The organism is Thauera sp. GDN1, from assembly GCF_029223545.1.
Lineage (GTDB): Bacteria > Pseudomonadota > Gammaproteobacteria > Burkholderiales > Rhodocyclaceae > Thauera.
In genome coordinates this window covers 1,558,814-1,577,654 of the sequence record NZ_CP097870.1, presented here as the reverse complement: position 1 = coordinate 1,577,654, position 18,841 = coordinate 1,558,814, and the positions used below count along the sequence as shown (strand labels likewise).

The 18,841-nt window shown below is 65.5% G+C and carries 20 protein-coding genes and 1 tRNA gene; 1 reads left to right on the top strand and 20 read right to left on the bottom strand.

The features are described from left to right. Window positions 1–42: 42 nt before the first annotated feature. The 15 genes from nuoL to tpiA all read right to left on the bottom strand — a co-directional run bounded on the left by nuoL (window position 43) and on the right by tpiA (window position 12,955). Window positions 43–2,064, bottom strand: a complete 2,022-nt coding sequence (nuoL, locus tag CKCBHOJB_RS07210) for an NADH-quinone oxidoreductase subunit L (protein WP_281051300.1) — start codon at window positions 2,062–2,064, stop codon at window positions 43–45. Between the two features lie 12 nt (window positions 2,065–2,076). Continuing rightward, entirely contained in the window at window positions 2,077–2,382 is a 306-nt protein-coding gene (gene nuoK / locus CKCBHOJB_RS07205) for an NADH-quinone oxidoreductase subunit NuoK (protein ID WP_281051299.1), read from the bottom strand. Window positions 2,383–2,448: 66 nt separating this feature from the next. Continuing rightward, the gene (locus tag CKCBHOJB_RS07200; protein ID WP_281051298.1) at window positions 2,449–3,054 is read right to left on the bottom strand and encodes an NADH-quinone oxidoreductase subunit J; all 606 of its coding nucleotides are present in this window, start codon (window positions 3,052–3,054) and stop codon (window positions 2,449–2,451) included. Between the two features lie 33 nt (window positions 3,055–3,087). Next, a complete protein-coding gene (nuoI, locus tag CKCBHOJB_RS07195; RefSeq protein ID WP_281051297.1) occupies window positions 3,088–3,573 on the bottom strand; it encodes an NADH-quinone oxidoreductase subunit NuoI in 486 nt (161 codons plus the stop codon). A 7-nt stretch (window positions 3,574–3,580) separates the two neighbouring features. Beyond that, window positions 3,581–4,630: an NADH-quinone oxidoreductase subunit NuoH gene (gene nuoH, locus CKCBHOJB_RS07190; RefSeq protein ID WP_281051296.1), complete on the bottom strand. Its 1,050-nt coding sequence runs from the start codon at window positions 4,628–4,630 to the stop codon at window positions 3,581–3,583. Beyond that, on the bottom strand, window positions 4,630–6,969 hold the full coding sequence (gene nuoG / locus CKCBHOJB_RS07185) for an NADH-quinone oxidoreductase subunit NuoG (RefSeq protein WP_281051295.1): 2,340 nt from the start codon (window positions 6,967–6,969) through the stop codon (window positions 4,630–4,632). The genes nuoH and nuoG overlap by 1 nt, the downstream gene beginning before the upstream one ends. After that, window positions 6,963–8,267, bottom strand: coding sequence for an NADH-quinone oxidoreductase subunit NuoF (gene nuoF / locus CKCBHOJB_RS07180; protein WP_281051647.1), 1,305 nt, complete (start codon window positions 8,265–8,267; stop codon window positions 6,963–6,965). The genes nuoG and nuoF overlap by 7 nt, the downstream gene beginning before the upstream one ends. A gap of 11 nt (window positions 8,268–8,278) precedes the next feature. Continuing rightward, window positions 8,279–8,758: an NADH-quinone oxidoreductase subunit NuoE gene (gene nuoE, locus CKCBHOJB_RS07175; RefSeq protein WP_281051293.1), complete on the bottom strand. Its 480-nt coding sequence runs from the start codon at window positions 8,756–8,758 to the stop codon at window positions 8,279–8,281. Between the two features lie 94 nt (window positions 8,759–8,852). Continuing rightward, window positions 8,853–10,106: an NADH-quinone oxidoreductase subunit D gene (locus tag CKCBHOJB_RS07170; protein WP_281051292.1), complete on the bottom strand. Its 1,254-nt coding sequence runs from the start codon at window positions 10,104–10,106 to the stop codon at window positions 8,853–8,855. Beyond that, window positions 10,099–10,704, bottom strand: coding sequence for an NADH-quinone oxidoreductase subunit C (locus CKCBHOJB_RS07165; RefSeq protein ID WP_281051291.1), 606 nt, complete (start codon window positions 10,702–10,704; stop codon window positions 10,099–10,101). The genes CKCBHOJB_RS07170 and CKCBHOJB_RS07165 overlap by 8 nt, the downstream gene beginning before the upstream one ends. Before the next feature lie 14 nt (window positions 10,705–10,718). After that, the gene (locus tag CKCBHOJB_RS07160) at window positions 10,719–11,195 is read right to left on the bottom strand and encodes an NADH-quinone oxidoreductase subunit B (protein ID WP_002926530.1); all 477 of its coding nucleotides are present in this window, start codon (window positions 11,193–11,195) and stop codon (window positions 10,719–10,721) included. A gap of 3 nt (window positions 11,196–11,198) precedes the next feature. Then, window positions 11,199–11,573 carry an NADH-quinone oxidoreductase subunit A gene (gene ndhC / locus CKCBHOJB_RS07155; protein WP_004363476.1) on the bottom strand — a complete coding sequence of 125 codons (375 nt, stop codon included), beginning with the start codon at window positions 11,571–11,573 and terminating at the stop codon, window positions 11,199–11,201. A 110-nt stretch (window positions 11,574–11,683) separates the two neighbouring features. Continuing rightward, window positions 11,684–11,768: transfer RNA gene (locus tag CKCBHOJB_RS07150), tRNA-Leu, on the bottom strand. Between the two features lie 65 nt (window positions 11,769–11,833). Then, entirely contained in the window at window positions 11,834–12,184 is a 351-nt protein-coding gene (secG, locus tag CKCBHOJB_RS07145) for a preprotein translocase subunit SecG (RefSeq protein ID WP_281051290.1), read from the bottom strand. A gap of 33 nt (window positions 12,185–12,217) precedes the next feature. Next, window positions 12,218–12,955 carry a triose-phosphate isomerase gene (gene tpiA / locus CKCBHOJB_RS07140; protein ID WP_281051289.1) on the bottom strand — a complete coding sequence of 246 codons (738 nt, stop codon included), beginning with the start codon at window positions 12,953–12,955 and terminating at the stop codon, window positions 12,218–12,220. A 184-nt stretch (window positions 12,956–13,139) separates the two neighbouring features. Here tpiA and CKCBHOJB_RS07135 point away from each other — a divergent pair, with 184 nt between their 5' ends. After that, window positions 13,140–13,376: a DUF2789 domain-containing protein gene (locus CKCBHOJB_RS07135; protein WP_281051288.1), complete on the top strand. Its 237-nt coding sequence runs from the start codon at window positions 13,140–13,142 to the stop codon at window positions 13,374–13,376. An 84-nt stretch (window positions 13,377–13,460) separates the two neighbouring features. On the opposite strand, the gene pstB is transcribed toward CKCBHOJB_RS07135, so the two are convergent. From pstB to glmM, 5 genes are all read right to left on the bottom strand, one after another. After that, window positions 13,461–14,225 carry a phosphate ABC transporter ATP-binding protein PstB gene (pstB, locus tag CKCBHOJB_RS07130; RefSeq protein WP_281051287.1) on the bottom strand — a complete coding sequence of 255 codons (765 nt, stop codon included), beginning with the start codon at window positions 14,223–14,225 and terminating at the stop codon, window positions 13,461–13,463. Between the two features lie 59 nt (window positions 14,226–14,284). Beyond that, window positions 14,285–15,127 carry a phosphate ABC transporter permease PstA gene (gene pstA, locus CKCBHOJB_RS07125; protein WP_281051286.1) on the bottom strand — a complete coding sequence of 281 codons (843 nt, stop codon included), beginning with the start codon at window positions 15,125–15,127 and terminating at the stop codon, window positions 14,285–14,287. Window positions 15,128–15,139: 12 nt separating this feature from the next. Next, window positions 15,140–16,102: a phosphate ABC transporter permease PstC gene (gene pstC, locus CKCBHOJB_RS07120; RefSeq protein WP_281051285.1), complete on the bottom strand. Its 963-nt coding sequence runs from the start codon at window positions 16,100–16,102 to the stop codon at window positions 15,140–15,142. Between the two features lie 114 nt (window positions 16,103–16,216). Beyond that, entirely contained in the window at window positions 16,217–17,257 is a 1,041-nt protein-coding gene (pstS, locus tag CKCBHOJB_RS07115; protein ID WP_281051284.1) for a phosphate ABC transporter substrate-binding protein PstS, read from the bottom strand. A 144-nt stretch (window positions 17,258–17,401) separates the two neighbouring features. Continuing rightward, window positions 17,402–18,754, bottom strand: a complete 1,353-nt coding sequence (gene glmM, locus CKCBHOJB_RS07110) for a phosphoglucosamine mutase (RefSeq protein ID WP_281051646.1) — start codon at window positions 18,752–18,754, stop codon at window positions 17,402–17,404. Window positions 18,755–18,841 lie beyond the last annotated feature (87 nt).

Below are 18,841 nucleotides of genomic sequence, written 5' to 3'. Positions count from 1 at the left end.
GCGTTCGATCTTGTTATGTGTTTCCGTTGCCGCGTGCCCGACTCAACCCCGGTTGAACCAGTAGGTGAGCAGGATGAACACGCCGATGATCATCATGAAGGCGTACTGGTACAGGTGTCCGGTCTGGAACAGGCGCGACATCTGCGCAACCCAACCCACCAGCCTGGCCGTGCCATTGACCGCGACGCCGTCGATCAGGCCCTGGTCGCCCGCCTTCCACAGCCCCGTGCCGAGCGCGCGCGCGCCGCCGGCGAAGAAGATCTCGTTGAAGCGATCGAAGAAGTACTTGTTCTCGAGCAGGCTGTGGATCGGCTTGAAGGTGCGCTGGATCGCCGCCGGGATGTCCGGACGCTTCATGTAGAAGAACCAGGACAGCGCGACACCACCCATCGCCAGCCAGAACGGCGCGGTCTGCAGGCCGTGGATCGCCATCGCCACCGGACCGTGGTAGTTGGCCGCAAGCTCCTTGAGGCCGGCGTGGTTGTCGCCGACGAAGATCACGCCCTTGAACCACTCCCCGAACAGCATCGCGTCGATGGTGAAGAAGCCGATCAACACCGAGGGCACGGCCAGCAGCACCAGAGGCAGGGTCACGACCCAGGGCGACTCGTGCGGCTTCTGCCCCGGCGCCAGGCCGTGGTGATGATCCGCCGAAGGCTCCTCGTCGTCATGATCGCCGTGGTGTTCGTGATGCTCGTGCGCCTTGCCGAAGCGCTCCTCGCCGTGGAAGACCAGGAAGTACATGCGGAAGGAGTAGAACGCGGTCACGAACACGCCCAGCAGCACGCAGAACAGCGCATAGCCGGCACCCGGGATGGTCGAGGCATGCACCGCCTCGATGATCGAGTCCTTCGAGTAGAAGCCGGAGAAGAACGGGAAGCCGATCAGCGCCAGGGAACCGAGCAGCGAAGTGATCCAGGTGATCGGCATGTACTTGCGCAGGCCGCCCATGTTGCGCATGTCCTGGTCGTGGTGCATGCCGATGATCACAGAGCCGGCACCGAGGAACAGCAGGGCCTTGAAGAAGGCGTGCGTCATCAGGTGGAACACCGCCGCCGAGTAGGCCGACACGCCCAGCGCCACGGTCATGTAGCCGAGCTGCGACAGCGTCGAGTAGGCGACCACGCGCTTGATGTCGTTCTGCACGATGCCGAGGAAACCCATGAACAGCGCGGTGGTGGCGCCGATCACCAGCACGAAGGACAGTGCGGTGTCCGACAGCTCGAACAGCGGCGACATGCGCGCCACCATGAAGATGCCGGCGGTCACCATGGTCGCGGCGTGGATCAGCGCGGAAATCGGGGTCGGGCCTTCCATCGAATCGGGCAGCCACACGTGCAGCGGCACCTGGGCCGACTTGCCCATCGCGCCGATGAACAGGCAGATGCAGATCGCGGTCAGCAGCGGCCAGCCGGTCACCGCCATCTCCGTCACCGACAGCTCCTGCGCCTTGGCGAACACTTCCTGGTAGTTGAGGCTGCCGGTGTACGCGACGATCAGGCCGATGCCGAGTAGGAAGCCGAAGTCGCCCACGCGGTTGACCAGGAAGGCCTTCATGTTGGCGTAGATCGCGGTCGGGCGCTCGTACCAGAAGCCGATCAGCAGGTAGGACACCAGGCCAACCGCCTCCCAGCCGAAGAACAGCTGGAGGAAGTTGTTCGACATCACCAGCATCAGCATCGAGAAGGTGAACAGCGAGATGTAGCTGAAGAAGCGCTGGTAGCCGGGGTCCTCGGACATGTAGCCGATGGTGTAGATGTGTACCATCAGCGACACGAAGGTCACCACCAGCATCATCATCACGGTCAGCGAGTCGATCTGGAAGCCGACCTCGAAGTTGATGCCGCCCGCCTGCATCCAAGTATAGACCGTACCGTTGAAGGTGTTGCCCGCGGCGACGTCCTGATAGATCACCACCGACAGCGCGAACGCAACCGCCACGCCGAGGATGGTGACGACGTGCGCGCCCGCGCGCCCGATCTGCTTGCCGAAGAGGCCCGCGAGGATGGCGCCGGCCAGCGGCGCCAGCGGCACGAGGAGATAAAGAGTCTGCATGTCCATCATCGTGACGCTTCCTTAACCCTTGAGGCTGTCCAGGTCATCCACATGGATCGTGCGCATGGTGCGGAACATCACGATCAGAATCGCGAGGCCGATCGCCGATTCGGCGGCGGCCACGGTGAGGATGAAGAAAACGAAGACCTGGCCGGCGATGTCGCCCAGATAGTGCGAGAAGGCCACGAAGTTCATGTTGACCGACAGCAGCATCAGCTCGATGGCCATCAGCAGCACGATCAGGTTCTTCCGGTTGAGGAAGATCCCGACCACGCTGATCGCGAACAGGATCGCGCCCAGGATGAGGTAATGGGAAAGCGAAAGCATCTATGACCCCCTGATCGCGCCGGCTCGTCTGCCGACGCGGTGTTCTTTTCGTGTTCGCGCCAGCCGTCAGTCTTCTTTCTCGGCCTGCATCTTCACCAGCTCGACGCGGCCCTCGCGCTTCACCGCGACCTGCTCGGACGGCGGGATGGACTTCAGGCCCTTGCGCTTGCGCAGCGTCAGCGCCACCGCGGAGACCATCGCCACCAGCAGCACCAGCGAAGCGAGTTCGAACGGATAGACGTAGTCGGTGTAGAGCACGCGGCCCAGCTCGCGCGTGTTGCTGTAGGTGTCGGCCGCAGCCGGCGGGGCGGGCATGGCCTCGAGGCCGAAGTAAGAACCGCCCAGCACCATGACCATCTCGACCAGCATCAGGATGCCGACCAGCGCGCCGACCGGCAGGTAGCTCCAGAAGCCCTCGCGCAGGCGGTCGAGGTTGATGTCGAGCATCATCACGACGAAGAGGAACAGCACCATCACCGCGCCGACGTACACCATCACCAGGGTGACGGCGAGGAACTCGGCCTGCAGCAACAGCCAGATCCCGCCCGCGTTGAAGAAGGTGAGCACCAGGAACAACGCGGCATGCACCGGGTTCCGGGCAGTGATCACCCTCAGCGCCGCGAGCACCATGATCACGGCGAGAAAGTAGAAGACGAAGGTCTTGAATTCCATGTTCTTGACTCGTGGCGCCGAAGCGCCCTCCCCTTAGCGGTACTTGGCGTCCAGTTCGCGGTCTGCCGCGATCTGCGACTCGTAGCGATCACCCACCGCCAGCAGCATCTGCTTGGTGTAGTACAGGTCGCCGCGCTGCTCGCCGTGATACTCCAGCACACGGGTCTCGACGATCGCGTCCACCGGACAGGCTTCCTCGCAGAAGCCGCAGAAGATGCACTTGGTCAGGTCGATGTCGTAGCGCGTGGTGCGGCGCGAGCCGTCGTCACGCTGGTCCGACTCGATCGTGATCGCCATCGCGGGGCAGATCGCCTCGCACAGCTTGCAGGCGATGCAACGCTCCTCGCCGTTCGGATAGCGGCGCAGGGCGTGCAGCCCGCGGAAGCGGTTGCTCTGCGGCGTCTTCTCTTCCGGGAACTGGACGGTGATCTTGCGCTGAAAGAAATGCCGCCCGGTCAGGGCCATGCCCTTGACGAGTTCCTTCAGGAACAGACTGCCGATGTAATCCTTGGCACCCATGGTCTTCTCAACTCCAGATCGACAGCGGCGACATCATCCACACGGTCACCACGAACAGCCACACGAGCGTCACCGGGATGAACACCTTCCAGCCCAGGCGCATGATGTGGTCGTAGCGGAAGCGCGGGAAGGTGGCTCGCGCCCACAGGAACAGCAACAGGATGAACGCCGTCTTCAGCGCCAGCCAGTGGAAGCCGTCGGGCAGGAAGCCCACCGGCGACAACCAGCCACCGAGGAACAGGATCGAGGTCAGGATCGAGACCAGGATCATGTTCGCGTACTCGGCGAGGAAGAACAGCGCGAAGGTCATGCCCGAGTACTCGACCATGTGGCCCGCGACCACCTCGGCTTCACCCTCGACCACGTCGAAGGGCGCACGGTTGGTTTCGGCGATGCCCGAGATCACATAGACCACGAACATCGGGAACAGCGGAATCCAGTTCCACGACAGCACGCCTAGGCCCATGTCGGCGAAGCGGCCGTCGTTCTGCGACATCACGATGTCCGTGAGGTTGAGGCTGGACGAGATCAGCAGCACGCAGATCAGCGCGAAGCCCATCGACACCTCGTAGGACACCATCTGCGCCGCGGCGCGCATCGAACCCAGGAACGGATACTTGGAGTTCGACGCCCAGCCGGCGACGATGACGCCATAGACTTCCATCGAGGTGATGGCGAGCAGGAACAGCAGGCCGGCGTTGACGTCGGCCAGCACCAGGCCGTCGTCGAAGGGCACCACCGCCCACGCCGCCAGCGAGGGCGCGATCGCCAGGATCGGGCCGAGGATGAACAGGCCCTTGTTGGCGCCGCTCGGGACGATGATCTCCTTGAACAGCAGCTTCACGCCGTCGGCGATCGGCTGCAGCAGGCCCCAGGGACCGACGCGGTTGGGGCCGATGCGGACCTGCATGAAGCCGATCACCTTGCGCTCGGCGAGCGTCAGGTAGGCCACGCAGATCATCAGCGGGGCGATGATCGCGACGATCTTCACCAGCGTCCACACCGCCGGCCACGCGGCCCCGAACAAGTCGGCAACGGGTTGCAGCATCGCTTCCATTACGCACGCTCCACGCTGAGATCACCGCTCATTGCGCCAAGCGCAGCGGTCGAGGGATGTGCCGCGGCGACACGCACGCAGCCGGCGGCCAGCCCTTCGTCTGCCTGAACCACGAGTTCGACGCTCGCCCCGCCCTGGGCCACGCGCACCTTGTCACCCGCAGCCAGGCCGAGCGCGGTCAGCGTCGCCGGTGCGATGCGGGCGGTCGGTGCCGCGGCGTCGCGCGTCTTCTGCAGCGAGGGCGCACGCCGCACCAGCGGATCGGCGAAGTGGATCGGCACGTCGGCCACGCGCTCGAGCGCGCCGCCAGCACCGGTGGCCGGGGAAACGACCACGCCTTCGATACCGTTGTCGAGTGCGGCGGCCACGTCGCCCGCCAGCGCTTCCGCGCGCACCGCGTCGGAATCCGCCTGGCCGAAGCCTTCGAGCGCGAGCAGGTTGCCGAGCACGCGCAGCACCTTCCAGCCCGGACGCACTTCGCCGAGGGGCTTGGCCACCGCGGTGAAGCTCTGCGCACGGCCTTCGCAGTTTACGAAGGTGCCCGAGGTCTCGGTGAAGGGCGCGATCGGCAGCAGCACGTCCGCGACCTGGCGCAGCGCCGGCGAATCGAAGCTCGACAGCGCCACCACGAGCTGCGCGGGATCGAGCGCCGCCATCGCCGCCGCCGGATTGGCGAGGTCGAGATCGGGCTCGAGGTTCATGAGTACATAGGCCTTGCGCGGCTGCTCGATCATCGCCGCGGCGTTGAGGCCGCCCTCGCCCGGTACCGCCTCGGCGAGATAGCCACCGACGCTGTTGGCGGCCTCGCCGATGAAGCCGAAGCTGCCACCGGTCAGACGCGCGATCTCCTGCGCGAGCATCTGCAGTTCGGAGGCACGCGCATGCTGCGCGGCCAGATTGCCCAGCCACACCGCGACCTGGCGGCCGCTGGCGAGGCTCTGCGCGATCGCCAGCGCCTCGGCGCCCACGGTCTCGGGCAGCTTGCCGAGCAGCGCGACGCTGACCTCGGCGCCCTTCTCCTTGGCGAGCGCCACCACGACCTGACCGAGGGTGGCCACCATCGCCGACGGCGCCACCAGCGCGCGGTTGCGCACCGGGATCAGCCATTCCTCGGCATTGGGACCGATCGCGCTGACGTGCAGGCCCTTCTTGGCCGCCTGGCGCACGCGCTGCGCCAGCAGCGGCGCGTCCTTGCGCAGGAAGCTGCCGACCACGAGCAGGCGGGTGAGGTCCTTGACGCCGGCGATCGGCATGCCCAGCCACGGAGCGCCGGCACGCTTGCCGTCGGCGCGGAAGTCGGCCTGGCGCAGGCGGAAATCGACGTTCTCGCTGCCCAGCCCGCGCACGAGCTTCTGCAGCAGGTAGAGCTCCTCGACCGTCGAATGCGGCGAGGCGAGCGCGCCGATCGACGCGGGACCGTGATCACGGGCGATACCGCGCAGCCCGGTGGCGACGAACTCGAGCGCGGCCTGCCAGTCGACCTGCTTCCACTCCCCGCCTTGGCGGATCATCGGCGCTGTCAGGCGCTGCTCGCTGGCGAGCGCCTCATAGGAGAAGCGATCCTTGTCGGACAGCCAGCATTCGTTGACGTCCTCGTTCTCGAGCGGCAGCACGCGCTTCACGACGTCGTGCTTGGTCTGCACGATCAGGTTGGCGCCGAGCGAATCGTGCGGGCTCACCGACTTGCGCCGCGACAGCTCCCAGGTGCGGGCCGCGAAACGGAAGGGCTTCGAGGTCAGCGCGCCGACCGGGCACAGGTCGATGATGTTGCCCGACAGCTCGGAGTCGATGGTCTTCTCGATGAAGGGCATGATCTCCGCGTGCTCGCCGCGGAAGGCCTGACCGAGTTCCATCTCGCCGGCGATCTCGGCGGTGAAGCGGACGCAGCGCGTGCAGTTGATGCAGCGCGTCATGTCGGTGGAGACCAGCGCGCCGAGGTTCTTGTTGAACACGACGCGCTTTTCTTCCTGGTAGCGCGAGGCGGTCGAACCGTAGCCGACGGCGAGGTCCTGCAGCTGGCACTCGCCGCCCTGGTCGCAGATCGGGCAGTCGAGCGGGTGGTTGATGAGCAGGAACTCCATCACCCCCTTCTGCGCCTTGACGGCCAGATCGGAGTGGGTCCACACCTTCATGCCGTTGGTGACCGGCGTGGCACAGGCGGGCAGCGGCTTGGGCGCCTTCTCGACCTGCACCAGGCACATGCGGCAGTTGGCCGCGATGGACAGCTTCTTGTGGTAGCAGAAGTGCGGAATGTAGGACCCGGCAACCGCTGCAGCCTCGATCACGGTGCTGCCGTCGTTGACCTGGACCTGCTTGCCGTCGATTTCGATCTCTAGCATGACGGGCTCACGTAGATTTGACTGCCTGCGCGCTGGACTTCAGGCGGCACGAGGCACTTCTTGTTTTCGATGTGGTATTCGAACTCGCTGCCGAAGTGCTTGACGAAGCTCTGCACCGGCATCGAGGCGGCGTCGCCGAGGGCGCAGATCGTGCGACCCATGATGTTCGTCGTGACCGAGTTCAGCAGGTCGAGGTCGTCCGGACGGCCGAGGCCGTGCTCGATGCGATGCACCACGCGGTAAAGCCAGCCAGTCCCCTCACGGCACGGGGTGCATTGACCGCAGGATTCCTCGAAGTAGAAATAGGACAGGCGCTCCAGCGCCTTGACCATGCAGGTGGTCTCGTCCATGACGATGACCGCGCCCGAACCGAGCATCGACCCCGCCTTGGAGATCGAGTCGTAGTCCATGGTGCAGTCCATCATCACGCTGCCCGGCACGACCGGGGCGGACGAACCGCCGGGGATGACCGCCTTGATCTTGCGGCCGCCGCGCATGCCCCCCGCCATCTCGAGCAGCTCGGCGAACGGCGTGCCCAGCGGAATCTCGTAGTTGCCGGGGCGATTGACATGGCCCGACACCGAGAACAGCTTCATGCCGCCGTTGTTGGGCTTGCCGAGGTTCAGGAAGGCCTCGCCGCCCATGTTCATGATGAAGGGCACCGAGGCGAAGGTCTCGGTGTTGTTGATCGTGGTCGGCTTGCCGTAGAGGCCATAGCTCGCCGGGAACGGCGGCTTGAAGCGCGGCTGCCCCTTCTTGCCCTCGATCGATTCGAGCAGCGCGGTTTCCTCGCCACAGATGTACGCGCCGTAGCCGTGGTGGGCGAAGAGCTCGAAGGAGAAGTCGCTGCCGAGGATGTTCTGGCCGATGAAGCCGGCGGCACGCGCCTCGGCGAGCGCCTCCTCGAAGCGCGAATACACTTCGAAGATCTCGCCGTGGATGTAGTTGTAGCCGCGCGCAGCACCCATCGCGTAGGCGGCGATCACCATGCCCTCGATGACGCTGTGCGGGTTGTAGCGCAGGATGTCGCGGTCCTTGAAGGTGCCCGGCTCGCCCTCGTCGGAGTTGCACGCGAGGTACTTGTCGCCCGGGAAGGAGCGCGGCATGAAGCTCCACTTCAGGCCGGTGGGGAAGCCCGCACCGCCACGGCCGCGCAGCACCGAGGTCTTGAGCTCGGCGATGATCGCGTCCTGCGGGGTCTTGTCGGCGATGATCTTCTTCAGCGCCGAATAACCACCGCGGGCGACGTAGTCCTGGAGCCGCCAGGTGCGGTCGCCGTCACAACCGGCGAGGATCATTCCTTGCGTGCTCATTTCTTGTCCAGCTCGGCCAGCATCTGGTCGATCTTTTCGGTCGTCATCCAGCTGCACATGTGATGGTTGTTCACCAGCAGCACCGGGGCGTCGCCACAGGCGCCCATGCACTCGCCTTCCTTCAGCGTAAACTTGCCGTCGGGCGTGGTCTCGTTGAAGTCGATACCGAGCTTGTGCTTGAGGTAATCGCCCGCATGCACGCCGCCGGACAGAGCACAGGGCAGGTTCGTGCACACCGTGATCTTGTGACGGCCGACCGGCTCGAGGTCGTACATGTTGTAGAAGCTCGCGACCTCGTAGGCCGCGATCGCCGGCATGCCGAGATAGCGGGCGACGAACTCGATGAGTTCCTTGGGCAGCCAGCCCTTCTCGACCTGCGCGATCCGCAGCGCGGCCATGACCGCGGACTGCTTCTGATCGGGCGGATACTTGGCGATCTCTCGATCGATCTGTTGCAGCGATTCCTGGCTCAGCATGTCGTCTTGATCTTCCGGATAGCCTGCCGATTCTTGTTTGGTTCAGTGGCACCGCGAGGCGCCGCTTTACTGCTGCCGGCGAACCGGCTCCGCATCAGCGGTCGATCTCGCCGAACACCACGTCCATCGTGCCGATGATCGCGACCACGTCGGCGATCATGTGGCCGCGGGCGATGTCGTCCATCGCGGCGAGGTGCGCGAAGCCCGGCGCGCGCAGCTTCAGGCGGTAAGGCTTGTTCGCGCCGTCCGACACCGCATACACGCCGAACTCGCCCTTGGGGTGCTCGACCGCGGAATAGACCTCGCCCTTGGGGACGTGCATGCCTTCGGTGAAGAGCTTGAAGTGGTGGATCAGCTCTTCCATGTTGGTCTTCATCGCCTCGCGCGAAGGCGGCGCGACCTTGTGGTTGTCGGTGATGACCGGACCGGGGTTCTTGCGCAGCCAGTCGATGCACTGCTTGACGATGCGGTTGGACTGGCGCATCTCTTCCATGCGGCACAGGTAACGGTCGTAGCAGTCGCCGTTCTTGCCGACGGGGATGTCGAAATCCATGCGGTCGTAGACTTCGTAGGGCTGTTTCTTGCGCAGGTCCCAGGCGATGCCCGAGCCGCGCAGCATCGGACCGGTGAAGCCCCAGGCCAGCGCCTGCTCCGGCGACACCACGCCGATGCCGACGGTACGCTGCTTCCAGATCCGGTTGTCGGTCAGCAGGGTCTCGTATTCGTCGCAGTAGGTCGGGAAGCGGTTGGTGAAGTCCTCGAGGAAGTCCAGCATCGAGCCTTCGCGGGCGGCGTTGAGCTCGCGGACCGTCTTCTCGTTCTTGAACTTGTTGACCTCGTACTTCGGCATGCGGTCCGGCAGATCGCGATAGACGCCGCCCGGGCGATAGTACGCCGCGTGCATGCGCGCACCCGACACCGCCTCATAGACGTCCATCAGGTCTTCGCGTTCGCGGAAGGTGTACAGCACCATCGTCATCGCGCCGATGTCGAGCGCATGGGTGCCGATGTTGAGCAGGTGGTTCAGGATGCGGGTGATCTCGTCGAACATCACCCGGATGTACTGCGCGCGCTCCGGAACCTGCACGCCGAGCAGCTTCTCGATCGCCATGCAGTAGGCGTGCTCGTTGCACATCATCGACACGTAGTCGAGACGGTCCATGTAGGGCACGGACTGCACCCAGGTGCGGGTCTCGGCGAGCTTCTCGGTGCCGCGGTGCAGCAGGCCGATGTGCGGGTCGGCGCGCTCGACGACTTCGCCGTCGAGCTCGAGCACCAGGCGGAGCACGCCGTGCGCCGACGGGTGCTGCGGACCGAAGTTGATCGTGTAGTTGCGGATTTCAGCCATGGCCGACGTCCCCGTAGTTCTCTTCGCGCACGATGCGCGGCGTGTTCTCGCGCGGCTCGATGGTGACCGGCTGATAGACCACCCTGCCCTGCTCCGGGTCGTAACGCATCTCGACGTAGCCCGACACCGGGAAATCCTTGCGGAAGGGGTGACCGACGAAACCGTAGTCGGTCAGGATGCGGCGCAGGTCCGGATGGCCCGAATACATGATCCCGTACAGATCGAAGGACTCGCGCTCGTACCAGTTGGCGCTCGGCCAAACATCGACGAGCGAATCCACCACCGGGAACTCGTCGTCCTCGGCGAACACCTTCAGGCGCAGACGCCAGTTGTGCTTGACCGAGGTCAGGTGCGCCGCCGAAGCGAAGCGCTTGCCCTCCCAGGGCGCATTGCCGTAGGCGGAGTAATCGAGACCGGAGACGTCGATCAGCTGCTCGAAATGCAGCTCGGCGTGATCGCGCAACTGGCGCGCGACGCACAGGTAATCGGAGGCAGGAACCTCGATCGTCACCTCGCCGCGATCGACCACGAGCGAAGTGATCCGCTCACCGAAGACGTCGCGCAAGGTCTGGCTCAGGCGTTCAAGCTTGGCACTCATGTCTGGGACACCCGTCAGCGCGCAATCGTGTTCGTGCGCTTGATCTTGTTCTGAAGCTGGAGAATGCCGTAGATCAGCGCCTCGGCCGTCGGCGGACAGCCCGGCACATAGACGTCGACCGGCACGATGCGGTCGCAACCGCGCACGACCGAATAGGAGTAGTGGTAGTAGCCGCCACCGTTGGCACAGGAACCCATCGAGATGACCCAGCGCGGCTCGGACATCTGGTCGTAGACCTTGCGCAGCGCCGGCGCCATCTTGTTGCACAGCGTGCCGGCAACGATCATCAGGTCGGACTGGCGCGGACTCGGACGGAAGACCACGCCGAAACGGTCGAGGTCGTAGCGGGAACAGCCCGCATGGATCATTTCCACCGCACAGCAGGCCAGACCGAAGGTCATCGGCCACAACGAGCCGGTGCGCGTCCAGTTGATGACCGCATCGAGCGAGGTGGTGACGAACCCCTCGCGGAAGACGCCCTCAATGCTCATGCATTACTCCCAGTCGAGTGCGCCGTTTTTCCACTCGACGATATAGCCAATGACCAGAACCGCCAGAAAGACCATCACCGAGCCGAACACGAACCAGGCGATCTCGCCGGCGGCGATGAATTCCTGGAAGACCGTCGCCCACGGGAAAAGGAAGGCGATCTCGAGGTCGAACAGGATGAACAGAATGGCGATCAGGTAGTAGCGGACGTCGAACTTCATGCGGGCGTCTTCAAACGCCTCGAAGCCGCACTCGTAGGGAGAATTCTTTTCCGAATCGGGACGATAGGGGGCGATGAGGCGCCCGAGGATGACGGGCGCGAGGCCAAAACCCAGGCCGACGAGCATGAACATCAGGACGGGAAAATAATTTTCCAGCATGTCCGGAGACCCCCTAATTTGAAGTCATCGGCGTCAATGACGCGCCGCGATTATTGTTTTTTGCTCTGCTCTGCATGGAAACGCCCGCTTCCGCGGGCGTTCCCGGAATGTGGTGCCGACGATGAGACTCGAACTCATACGGCTTTCGCCACTACCCCCTCAAGATAGCGTGTCTACCAATTTCACCACGTCGGCGCTTCGTTCTGACAGCGCGATAATTATAAGTGTTTTCCCGCACTGCGCAAAGAGCTCGTTGCCAATTATTTCGGGATCGACTGGGCCGGCGAGGTGTCGATCGGCGCGGCCGGAACCGGGGTCGTCGCCGGCGCGGTCTGCACGCCTTCCATGACGCTGGAGGGGGCGGCGGGCTTGTTGCTGGCGAGGAAGCTCAGCCCCAGGCTGGTCAGGAAGAACACGGTGGCGAGCACCGCGGTCGTGCGGCTCAGGAAGTTCGCCGAACCCGACGCGCCGAACAGGCTGCCCGAGGAGCCGCTACCGAAAGCCGCACCCATGTCGGCCCCCTTGCCGTGCTGCACCAGCACAAGGCCGATCACGCCGAGGCCGACCAGCACATGAACGGTCAGCACGAGAGAAAAGAGATAGTCACCCATCATGAATCCTGAAAAAGACCAGAAATAGAAAACTCAGACGCCACCGGCCTCAGCGCGGCAGATGGCCATGAAGTCGGCGGCGACGAGCGAAGCCCCGCCGATCAGCCCGCCGTCGACGTCGGCGAGCGCGAACAGACCCGCCGCATTCTCGGGCTTGACGCTGCCGCCATAGAGGATGCGCACCGCGTCGGCCGCAACGCCCTGCTCCCGCAGCCAGCCCCGAATGCCCGCGTGCACGTCCTCGACCTGGGCGACGGTCGCCGAACGTCCGCTGCCGATCGCCCACACCGGCTCGTAGGCCAGCACCACGCGCGCCATCGCCACGCGGCCGAGCACTTCGAGCACGGCGCCGAGCTGGCGACCGATCACCGCCATCGCCCTGCCCTCGTCGCGCTCGACCAGAGTCTCGCCCACGCACACGATCGGAGTGAGCCCCGCCGCCAGGGCAGCATGCGCCTTGCGGCCGACGAGGAGATCGTCCTCGGCGAACAGCGCACGGCGCTCGGAGTGGCCGACGATCACGTATCGACAGCCGAACTCGGCGAGCATCGCCGCACTGACCTCGCCCGTGTAGGCGCCGGCCTCGAACTCGCTGACATCCTGCGCCCCGAGGACGAGCCCGGCGGGCCGCTCCTGCAGCTGCGCGAGATAGGGGAAAGGCACGCAAACCGCCATCTCCACGCCAGCCTCGACCACGAGCTCGTCGAGGAGCCTGCGATTGGCGGCCAGACAGCCATTCATCTTCCAGTTGCCGGCGACGAGCCTGGTCATGTATCGAATCGCGTCGTTGTGGATAAACCGCAGGATTATAGGGCGCCGAACGCACGCGCTGCAAATCGCCGCGTGCGCTCCACCCGCCTGCACCACCACTTTGCATGAACCCGGGGCGCGAACCATACTCGAACGGTCAGTCGGTATTGCGACTGCCCGACCTCGACTACGCAAGGAGACGACCATGGACATGCCGACACACCGCCTGGGCGAACTGTTCGCCCAGCTGGGACTGGGTAGCGACGCCGCCTCGATCGAGGCCTTCATCAGGACGCATTCGCCCCTGGCCGATACGGTGAAGATCGCCGACGCCCCGTTCTGGACGCCCGCGCAGGCGGCCTTCCTGCGCGAGAAGCTGAACGAGGATGCCGACTGGGCCGAACTCGTCGACCAGCTGAGCGCCGCCCTGCGCGGCGGCTGAATGCGCGACGGGCGCGGGCGGGGATCTCCCCCGTCCGCGCCCGTCGCGCCGCGCCCTGCCGAAGCAGCGGCCGATGGCCTTGCGTCAGCCGAAGCGACCGGTGATGTAGTCCTCGGTCTCGCGCTTCTTCGGCTTCACGAACAGCTCGTCGGTGACCCCGAACTCGACCATCTCGCCGAGGTACATGTAGGCGGTGTAGTCCGAGATGCGCGCCGCCTGCTGCATGTTGTGGGTGACGATGACGATCGTGAACTCGGTTTTCAGCTCGTCGATCAGCTCCTCGATGCGCGCGGTCGAGATCGGGTCGAGCGCCGAGGTCGGCTCGTCGAGCAGGATCACCTCGGGCTTCACCGCAATGCCGCGCGCGATGCACAGGCGCTGCTGCTGGCCGCCCGACAGGCTCATGCCGCTCTGCTTGAGCTTGTCCTTGACCTCGTCCCACAGCGCCGCCTTGCGCAGGGCCCACTCGACACGATCGTCCATGTCCTTGGCCGAGAGCTTCTCGTGCAGCTTCACACCGAAGGCGATGTTGTCGTAGATCGACATCGGAAACGGCGTCGGCTTCTGGAACACCATGCCGATCTTCGCGCGCAGCACGCTCACGTCGATGTCCGAGCCGAGCAGGTTGCGGCCGTCGAACAGCAGCTGGCCTTCGGCACGCTGCTCGGGATACAGGTCGTACATGCGGTTGATCGTGCGCAGCAGCGTGGACTTGCCGCAGCCCGAGGGGCCGATGAAGGCGGTGCACTTGTGGCGCGCCATCTTGAAGTTGATGTTCTTCAGCGCGTGGAACTTCCCGTAGTAGAAGTTGAAGTCCTTGAACTCGATTTGCGCGTCGGTGATTTCCATTCTCTTCTCCAATCCCGGCCGGCCGTCACGGCGGGCGCGGATTGCATGCGGCGAATGCCTTAGTTGATCTTCTCGGCGCGCAGGAAGACGCGCGCAATGATGTTGAGCACGAGCACGCCCATCGTGATCAGGAACACGCCGGCCCAGGCCAGCTCCTGCCAGTTGGTGAAGGGGCTCATGGCGAACTTGAAGATCGTGACCGGCAGGTTGGCCATCGGCTCGTTCAGGTTCAGCGTCCAGAACTGGTTGGACAACGCGGTAAACAGCAGCGGTGCGGTCTCGCCGGCGATGCGCGCCACCGCCAGCAGCACGCCGGTCAGCACGCCCGCACGCGCGGCGCGCAGCGTCACCTTCGAGATCACCACGCTCTTCGGCGCGCCGAGGGCGAAGGCCGCCTCACGCAGCGTGTTGGGGATCAGCTGCAGCATGTTCTCGGTGGTGCGCACCACCACCGGCAGCACGATCAGCGCGAGCGCGATGACGCCCGACCAGGCCGAGAACTTGCCGGTCTGCGCCACCACCACCGCGTACACGAAGAGGCCGATCACGATCGACGGCGCCGACAGCAGCAGGTCGTTGATGAAGCGGGTAACCGAGCCGAGCCAGTGGTGGCGCCCGTACTCGGCGAGGTACACGCCGGCCAGGATGCCGACCGGCGTGCCGAGCAGGGTCGCGAGCACCACCATGATCAGGCTGCCGACGATGGCGTTGAGCAGGCCCCCGGTCTCGGCGCCCGGCGGCGGCGTCATCTCGGTGAACAGGGTCAGCGAGAGCCCGGACAGGCCGAGGTCGAGCACGGTCCACAGGATCCAGGCGAGCCAGAACAGGCCGAAGGCCATGGCCGACAGCGACAGCGTCAGCGCCACCCGGTTGGTCAGTTTGCGTCTAGCGAGAAGGTTCATGTCGGTCCCCGGTCAGCTCTTCGTACCCTCGCCCTTGGCGAGACGCAGCAACAGCAGCTTGGACACCACCAGCACGATCAGGGTGATCACGAACAGGATCAGGCCCAGTTCCATCAGCGAGGAGGTATGCAGGCCGGGATCCGCTTCCGCGAACTCGTTGGCCAGCGCCGAGGTGATGCTGTTGCCCGGCGCGAACAGCGACGCCGAATCGAGGAAGTTGGTATTGCCGATCACGAAGGTCACCGCCATCGTCTCGCCCAGCGCGCGGCCGAGGCCGAGCATGACGCCGCCGATCACGCCGGTCTTGGTGTAGGGCAGCACCACGCCCCACATCACTTCCCAGGTCGTGCAGCCCACGCCGTAGGCGGACTCCTTGAGCATGGGCGGCGTGACTTCGAAGACGTCGCGCATCACCGAGGCGATGTACGGGATGATCATGATCGCGAGGATGATGCCCGCGCACAGCAGGCCGATGCCGAGCGGCGCACCGGCGAACAGCTTGCCGATCAGCGGCAGCTGGCCGAGCGTGGCCTGCAGCGCCGGCTGGATGTACTTGGCGAAGATCGGCGCGAACACCAGCAGGCCCCACATGCCGTAGACGATCGAGGGGATCGCCGCGAGCAGCTCGATCGCGGTGCCGAGCGGGCGGCGCAGCCAGGCCGGCGCCATCTCGGTGAGGAAGAGCGCGATGCCGAAGCTCACCGGCACGGCGATCAGCAGCGCGATCACCGAAGTGACGATGGTGCCGTAGATCGGGATCAGCGCCCCGAAGTCCTCCATCGGCGGATTCCACGCGTCCGAGAACAGGAAGCCGATGCCGAAGGCCTGGATGCTGGGCCAGGAGGCATAGACGAGCGCGAGGATGATCCCGGCGAGCAGAATCAGGGTAAGCCAGGCGAAGGATTTCGCCAGGGTGCCGAACAGCCTGTCGCCGAACTTCATCGACGCCGAGGACTTGAATCCGGTCGTTTGCATGGAGCCACCAGAAAGGGCGGCCGCATCTGCGCCGCCCCCCGCGGAAAGAGTGTGGCCAAGGGCCCCGCGGGCCCCTGGCTGTACGCTGGATCGAGCCACCTGCCCGGATCCGTATTACTTGGCGGAGAAGACCGGCTTGCCGGCGCCGTCCTTCATCTCGGCCCAGGAGGCACGGATCAGCTCGACCGTGGCCTTGGGCATCGGGATGTACTCGAGCTCGAGCGCCATGTCGGCACCATTGACGTAGGCCCAGTCGAAGAACTTCAGCGCCTCGGCGCCCTGTTCCGGCTTGTCCTGCACCTTGTGCATCAGGATGAAGGTGGCGCTGGTGATCGGCCACGACTTCGCACCCGGCTGGTTGGTCAGGATCTCGTAGAACGCGGACTTCGACCAGTCGGCGCCTTCGGCAGCGGCGGCGAAGCTCTCGTTGTTCGGCTCGACGAACTGGCCGTCCTTGTTCTGCATGATGGCGTGCGAGAGCTTGTTCTGCTTGGCGTAGGCGTACTCGACGTAGCCGATCGAGCCCGGCAGGCGCTGCACGAAGGCCGACACGCCCTCGTTGCCCTTGCCGCCCAGACCCACCGGCCACTGCACCGCGGTGCCTTCACCGATCTTTTCCTTCCACTCGGCGGAGACCTTCGACAGGTAGTTGGTGAACACGAAGGTGGTGCCCGAGCCGTCGGCGCGACGCACGACACCGATGTCCTGCTCGGGCAGCTTCAGACCGGGGTTCAGGGCGACGATCGCCGCATCGTTCCACTTGGTGATCTTGCCCTGGTAGATCTGGGCCAGCACCTCGCCGGTGAGCTTCATGTCACCCGGCTTGATGCCCTCGAGGTTCACCACCGGCACGACCGCGCCGATCGCCGTGGGGAACTGCTGCAGGCCGCCCTCGGCCAGCTTCTCGGGGGTCAGCGGCATGTCGGAGGCACCGAAATCCACCGTCTTGGCATTGATCTGGCGAATGCCGCCACCCGAGCCGATCGACTGGTAATTCACCCGGTTGCCGGACGCCTTCTGATAGGCATCGGCCCACTTCGCGTACAGCGGCGCCGGAAAGGAAGCGCCCGCGCCGGTGATGTCGGCCGCGTAGGCGGTGGTGCCGAAGAGGACCGTCGAGCAGGCGGCGAGAGCGAATTTGGTGGAGAAACGCATGTTGGACTACCTCGGGTTGGAAAACTGAGCCCGTAAGTTAGCAACGCTGTGTTACAGCAACGTTTCATGTCATCGAACCGGAAGATTTCTCCGGATCCGACGTGCGGGGCGGAACGCCCGACGGCGCCCCGCCCCGCCCGGTCCTCAGGCGAAGGCGTGCTGCACCGCGTCGGCGATCTCGCGTGCGAGCTGATCGACCAGCGCGCCGTCGCGGCCTTCCACCATCACCCGCAGCAGCGGCTCGGTACCCGAGGGACGCAGCAGCACCCGCCCGGCGTCGCCCAGCACCTGCTCGGCGCGGCGCTGTGCGCTGGCGATGCCGGCGTCCGCCCGCCAGTCGAAGCCGCCGGGCATGCGCACGTTGATCAGGCGCTGGGGGTAGAACACCAGGTCGGCGCAGGCATCGGCCAGCGACAGGCCGCGCTGCTTGAGCGCGGCCAGCACCTGCAGCGCGGACACGATGCCGTCGCCGGTAGTGTGGCGGTCGAGGCAGATGATGTGGCCGGAATTCTCGCCGCCGAGCTTCCAGCCACGCTCGTGCAGCTGCTCGAGCACGTAGCGGTCGCCGACCTTGGCGCGCGCGAAGGGAGCGCCCAGACGCGCGATCGCGTGCTCGAAGCCGAGGTTGCTCATCAGCGTGCCGACCACGCCGTCGAGGCGGCCCTCGGCATGGCGGGCGCAGGCGATCACGTACAGCAGCTTGTCGCCGTCGTAGATCTCGCCGCGGTGGTCGACCATCATCAGGCGGTCGGCGTCGCCATCGAGGGCGATGCCCAGGTCCGCGCCCTGAGCCAGCACCGCGGCCTTCAGGTTCTCGGGCCGCGTCGCTCCCACGCCGTCGTTGATGTTGAGGCCGTTGGGCTCGACCCCGACCGGCAGCACCTCGGCGCCGAGCTCGTGCAGCACCTTGGGCGCGATCTGGTAGGCCGCGCCGTGCGCGCAATCGACCGCGATGCGCAGGCCGCGCAGGTCGAGCTCGTTGGGGAAGGTGCTCTTGCAGAACTCGATGTAGCGCCCGGCCGCATCGTTGACGCGGCGCGCCTTGCCGAGGCGGGCGGCATCGACGCAGCCCATCGGCTCGTCGAGGCGGGCCTCGATCTCGAGCTCGACCGCATCCGGCAGCTTGGCCCCACCGGCGGAGAAGAACTTGATGCCGTTGTCGTAGAAGGGATTGTGCGAGGCGGAGATCACCACCCCCGCCTGCAGGCGCAGCGCGCGGGTCAGGTAGGCCACCGCCGGGGTCGGGATCGGCCCGGCCAGCATCACGTCCACGCCGGCGGCGGCGAAACCCGCCTCCAGCGCCGCCTCGAGCATGTAGCCCGAGATCCGCGTGTCCTTGCCGATCAGCACCGTTGGGTGCTCGCCAGCCCGCAGCTTCTCGCGCGCCACCAGGGTGACGCCGGCCGCGTAGCCGAGCTTCATCACGAACTCGGGCGTGATCGGCGCATCGCCGACCTTGCCCCGAACGCCATCGGTGCCGAAATACTTCCGCGCCATCATCACTCCGCGAGCTTCAAAAACCGGAATTATGACACCGCCCGCCCCACTGGGAGCGGCGGCAGCCGCGAAAGCGACCCCGCCCGC

Bases quoted from the DNA above. Each gene is read 5' to 3' on its own strand.
- nuoH (WP_281051296.1), bottom strand. From the start codon at position 4,630: ATGGAAGCGATGCTGCAACCCGTTGCCGACTTGTTCGGGGCCGCGTGG.
- pstS (WP_281051284.1), bottom strand. From the start codon at position 17,257: ATGCGTTTCTCCACCAAATTCGCTCTCGCCGCCTGCTCGACGGTCCTC.
- glmM (WP_281051646.1), bottom strand. From the start codon at position 18,754: ATGGCGCGGAAGTATTTCGGCACCGATGGCGTTCGGGGCAAGGTCGGC.
- CKCBHOJB_RS07160 (WP_002926530.1), bottom strand. From the start codon at position 11,195: ATGAGCATTGAGGGCGTCTTCCGCGAGGGGTTCGTCACCACCTCGCTC.
- CKCBHOJB_RS07170 (WP_281051292.1), bottom strand. From the start codon at position 10,106: ATGGCTGAAATCCGCAACTACACGATCAACTTCGGTCCGCAGCACCCG.
- nuoF (WP_281051647.1), bottom strand. From the start codon at position 8,267: ATGATCCTCGCCGGTTGTGACGGCGACCGCACCTGGCGGCTCCAGGAC.
- CKCBHOJB_RS07165 (WP_281051291.1), bottom strand. From the start codon at position 10,704: ATGAGTGCCAAGCTTGAACGCCTGAGCCAGACCTTGCGCGACGTCTTC.
- pstB (WP_281051287.1), bottom strand. From the start codon at position 14,225: ATGGAAATCACCGACGCGCAAATCGAGTTCAAGGACTTCAACTTCTAC.
- nuoL (WP_281051300.1), bottom strand. From the start codon at position 2,064: ATGATGGACATGCAGACTCTTTATCTCCTCGTGCCGCTGGCGCCGCTG.
- CKCBHOJB_RS07200 (WP_281051298.1), bottom strand. From the start codon at position 3,054: ATGGAATTCAAGACCTTCGTCTTCTACTTTCTCGCCGTGATCATGGTG.
- nuoE (WP_281051293.1), bottom strand. From the start codon at position 8,758: ATGCTGAGCCAGGAATCGCTGCAACAGATCGATCGAGAGATCGCCAAG.
- nuoI (WP_281051297.1), bottom strand. From the start codon at position 3,573: ATGGGTGCCAAGGATTACATCGGCAGTCTGTTCCTGAAGGAACTCGTC.
- CKCBHOJB_RS07135 (WP_281051288.1), top strand. From the start codon at position 13,140: ATGGACATGCCGACACACCGCCTGGGCGAACTGTTCGCCCAGCTGGGA.
- secG (WP_281051290.1), bottom strand. From the start codon at position 12,184: ATGGGTGACTATCTCTTTTCTCTCGTGCTGACCGTTCATGTGCTGGTC.
- tpiA (WP_281051289.1), bottom strand. From the start codon at position 12,955: ATGACCAGGCTCGTCGCCGGCAACTGGAAGATGAATGGCTGTCTGGCC.
- ndhC (WP_004363476.1), bottom strand. From the start codon at position 11,573: ATGCTGGAAAATTATTTTCCCGTCCTGATGTTCATGCTCGTCGGCCTG.
- pstA (WP_281051286.1), bottom strand. From the start codon at position 15,127: ATGAACCTTCTCGCTAGACGCAAACTGACCAACCGGGTGGCGCTGACG.
- pstC (WP_281051285.1), bottom strand. From the start codon at position 16,102: ATGCAAACGACCGGATTCAAGTCCTCGGCGTCGATGAAGTTCGGCGAC.
- nuoG (WP_281051295.1), bottom strand. From the start codon at position 6,969: ATGCTAGAGATCGAAATCGACGGCAAGCAGGTCCAGGTCAACGACGGC.
- nuoK (WP_281051299.1), bottom strand. From the start codon at position 2,382: ATGCTTTCGCTTTCCCATTACCTCATCCTGGGCGCGATCCTGTTCGCG.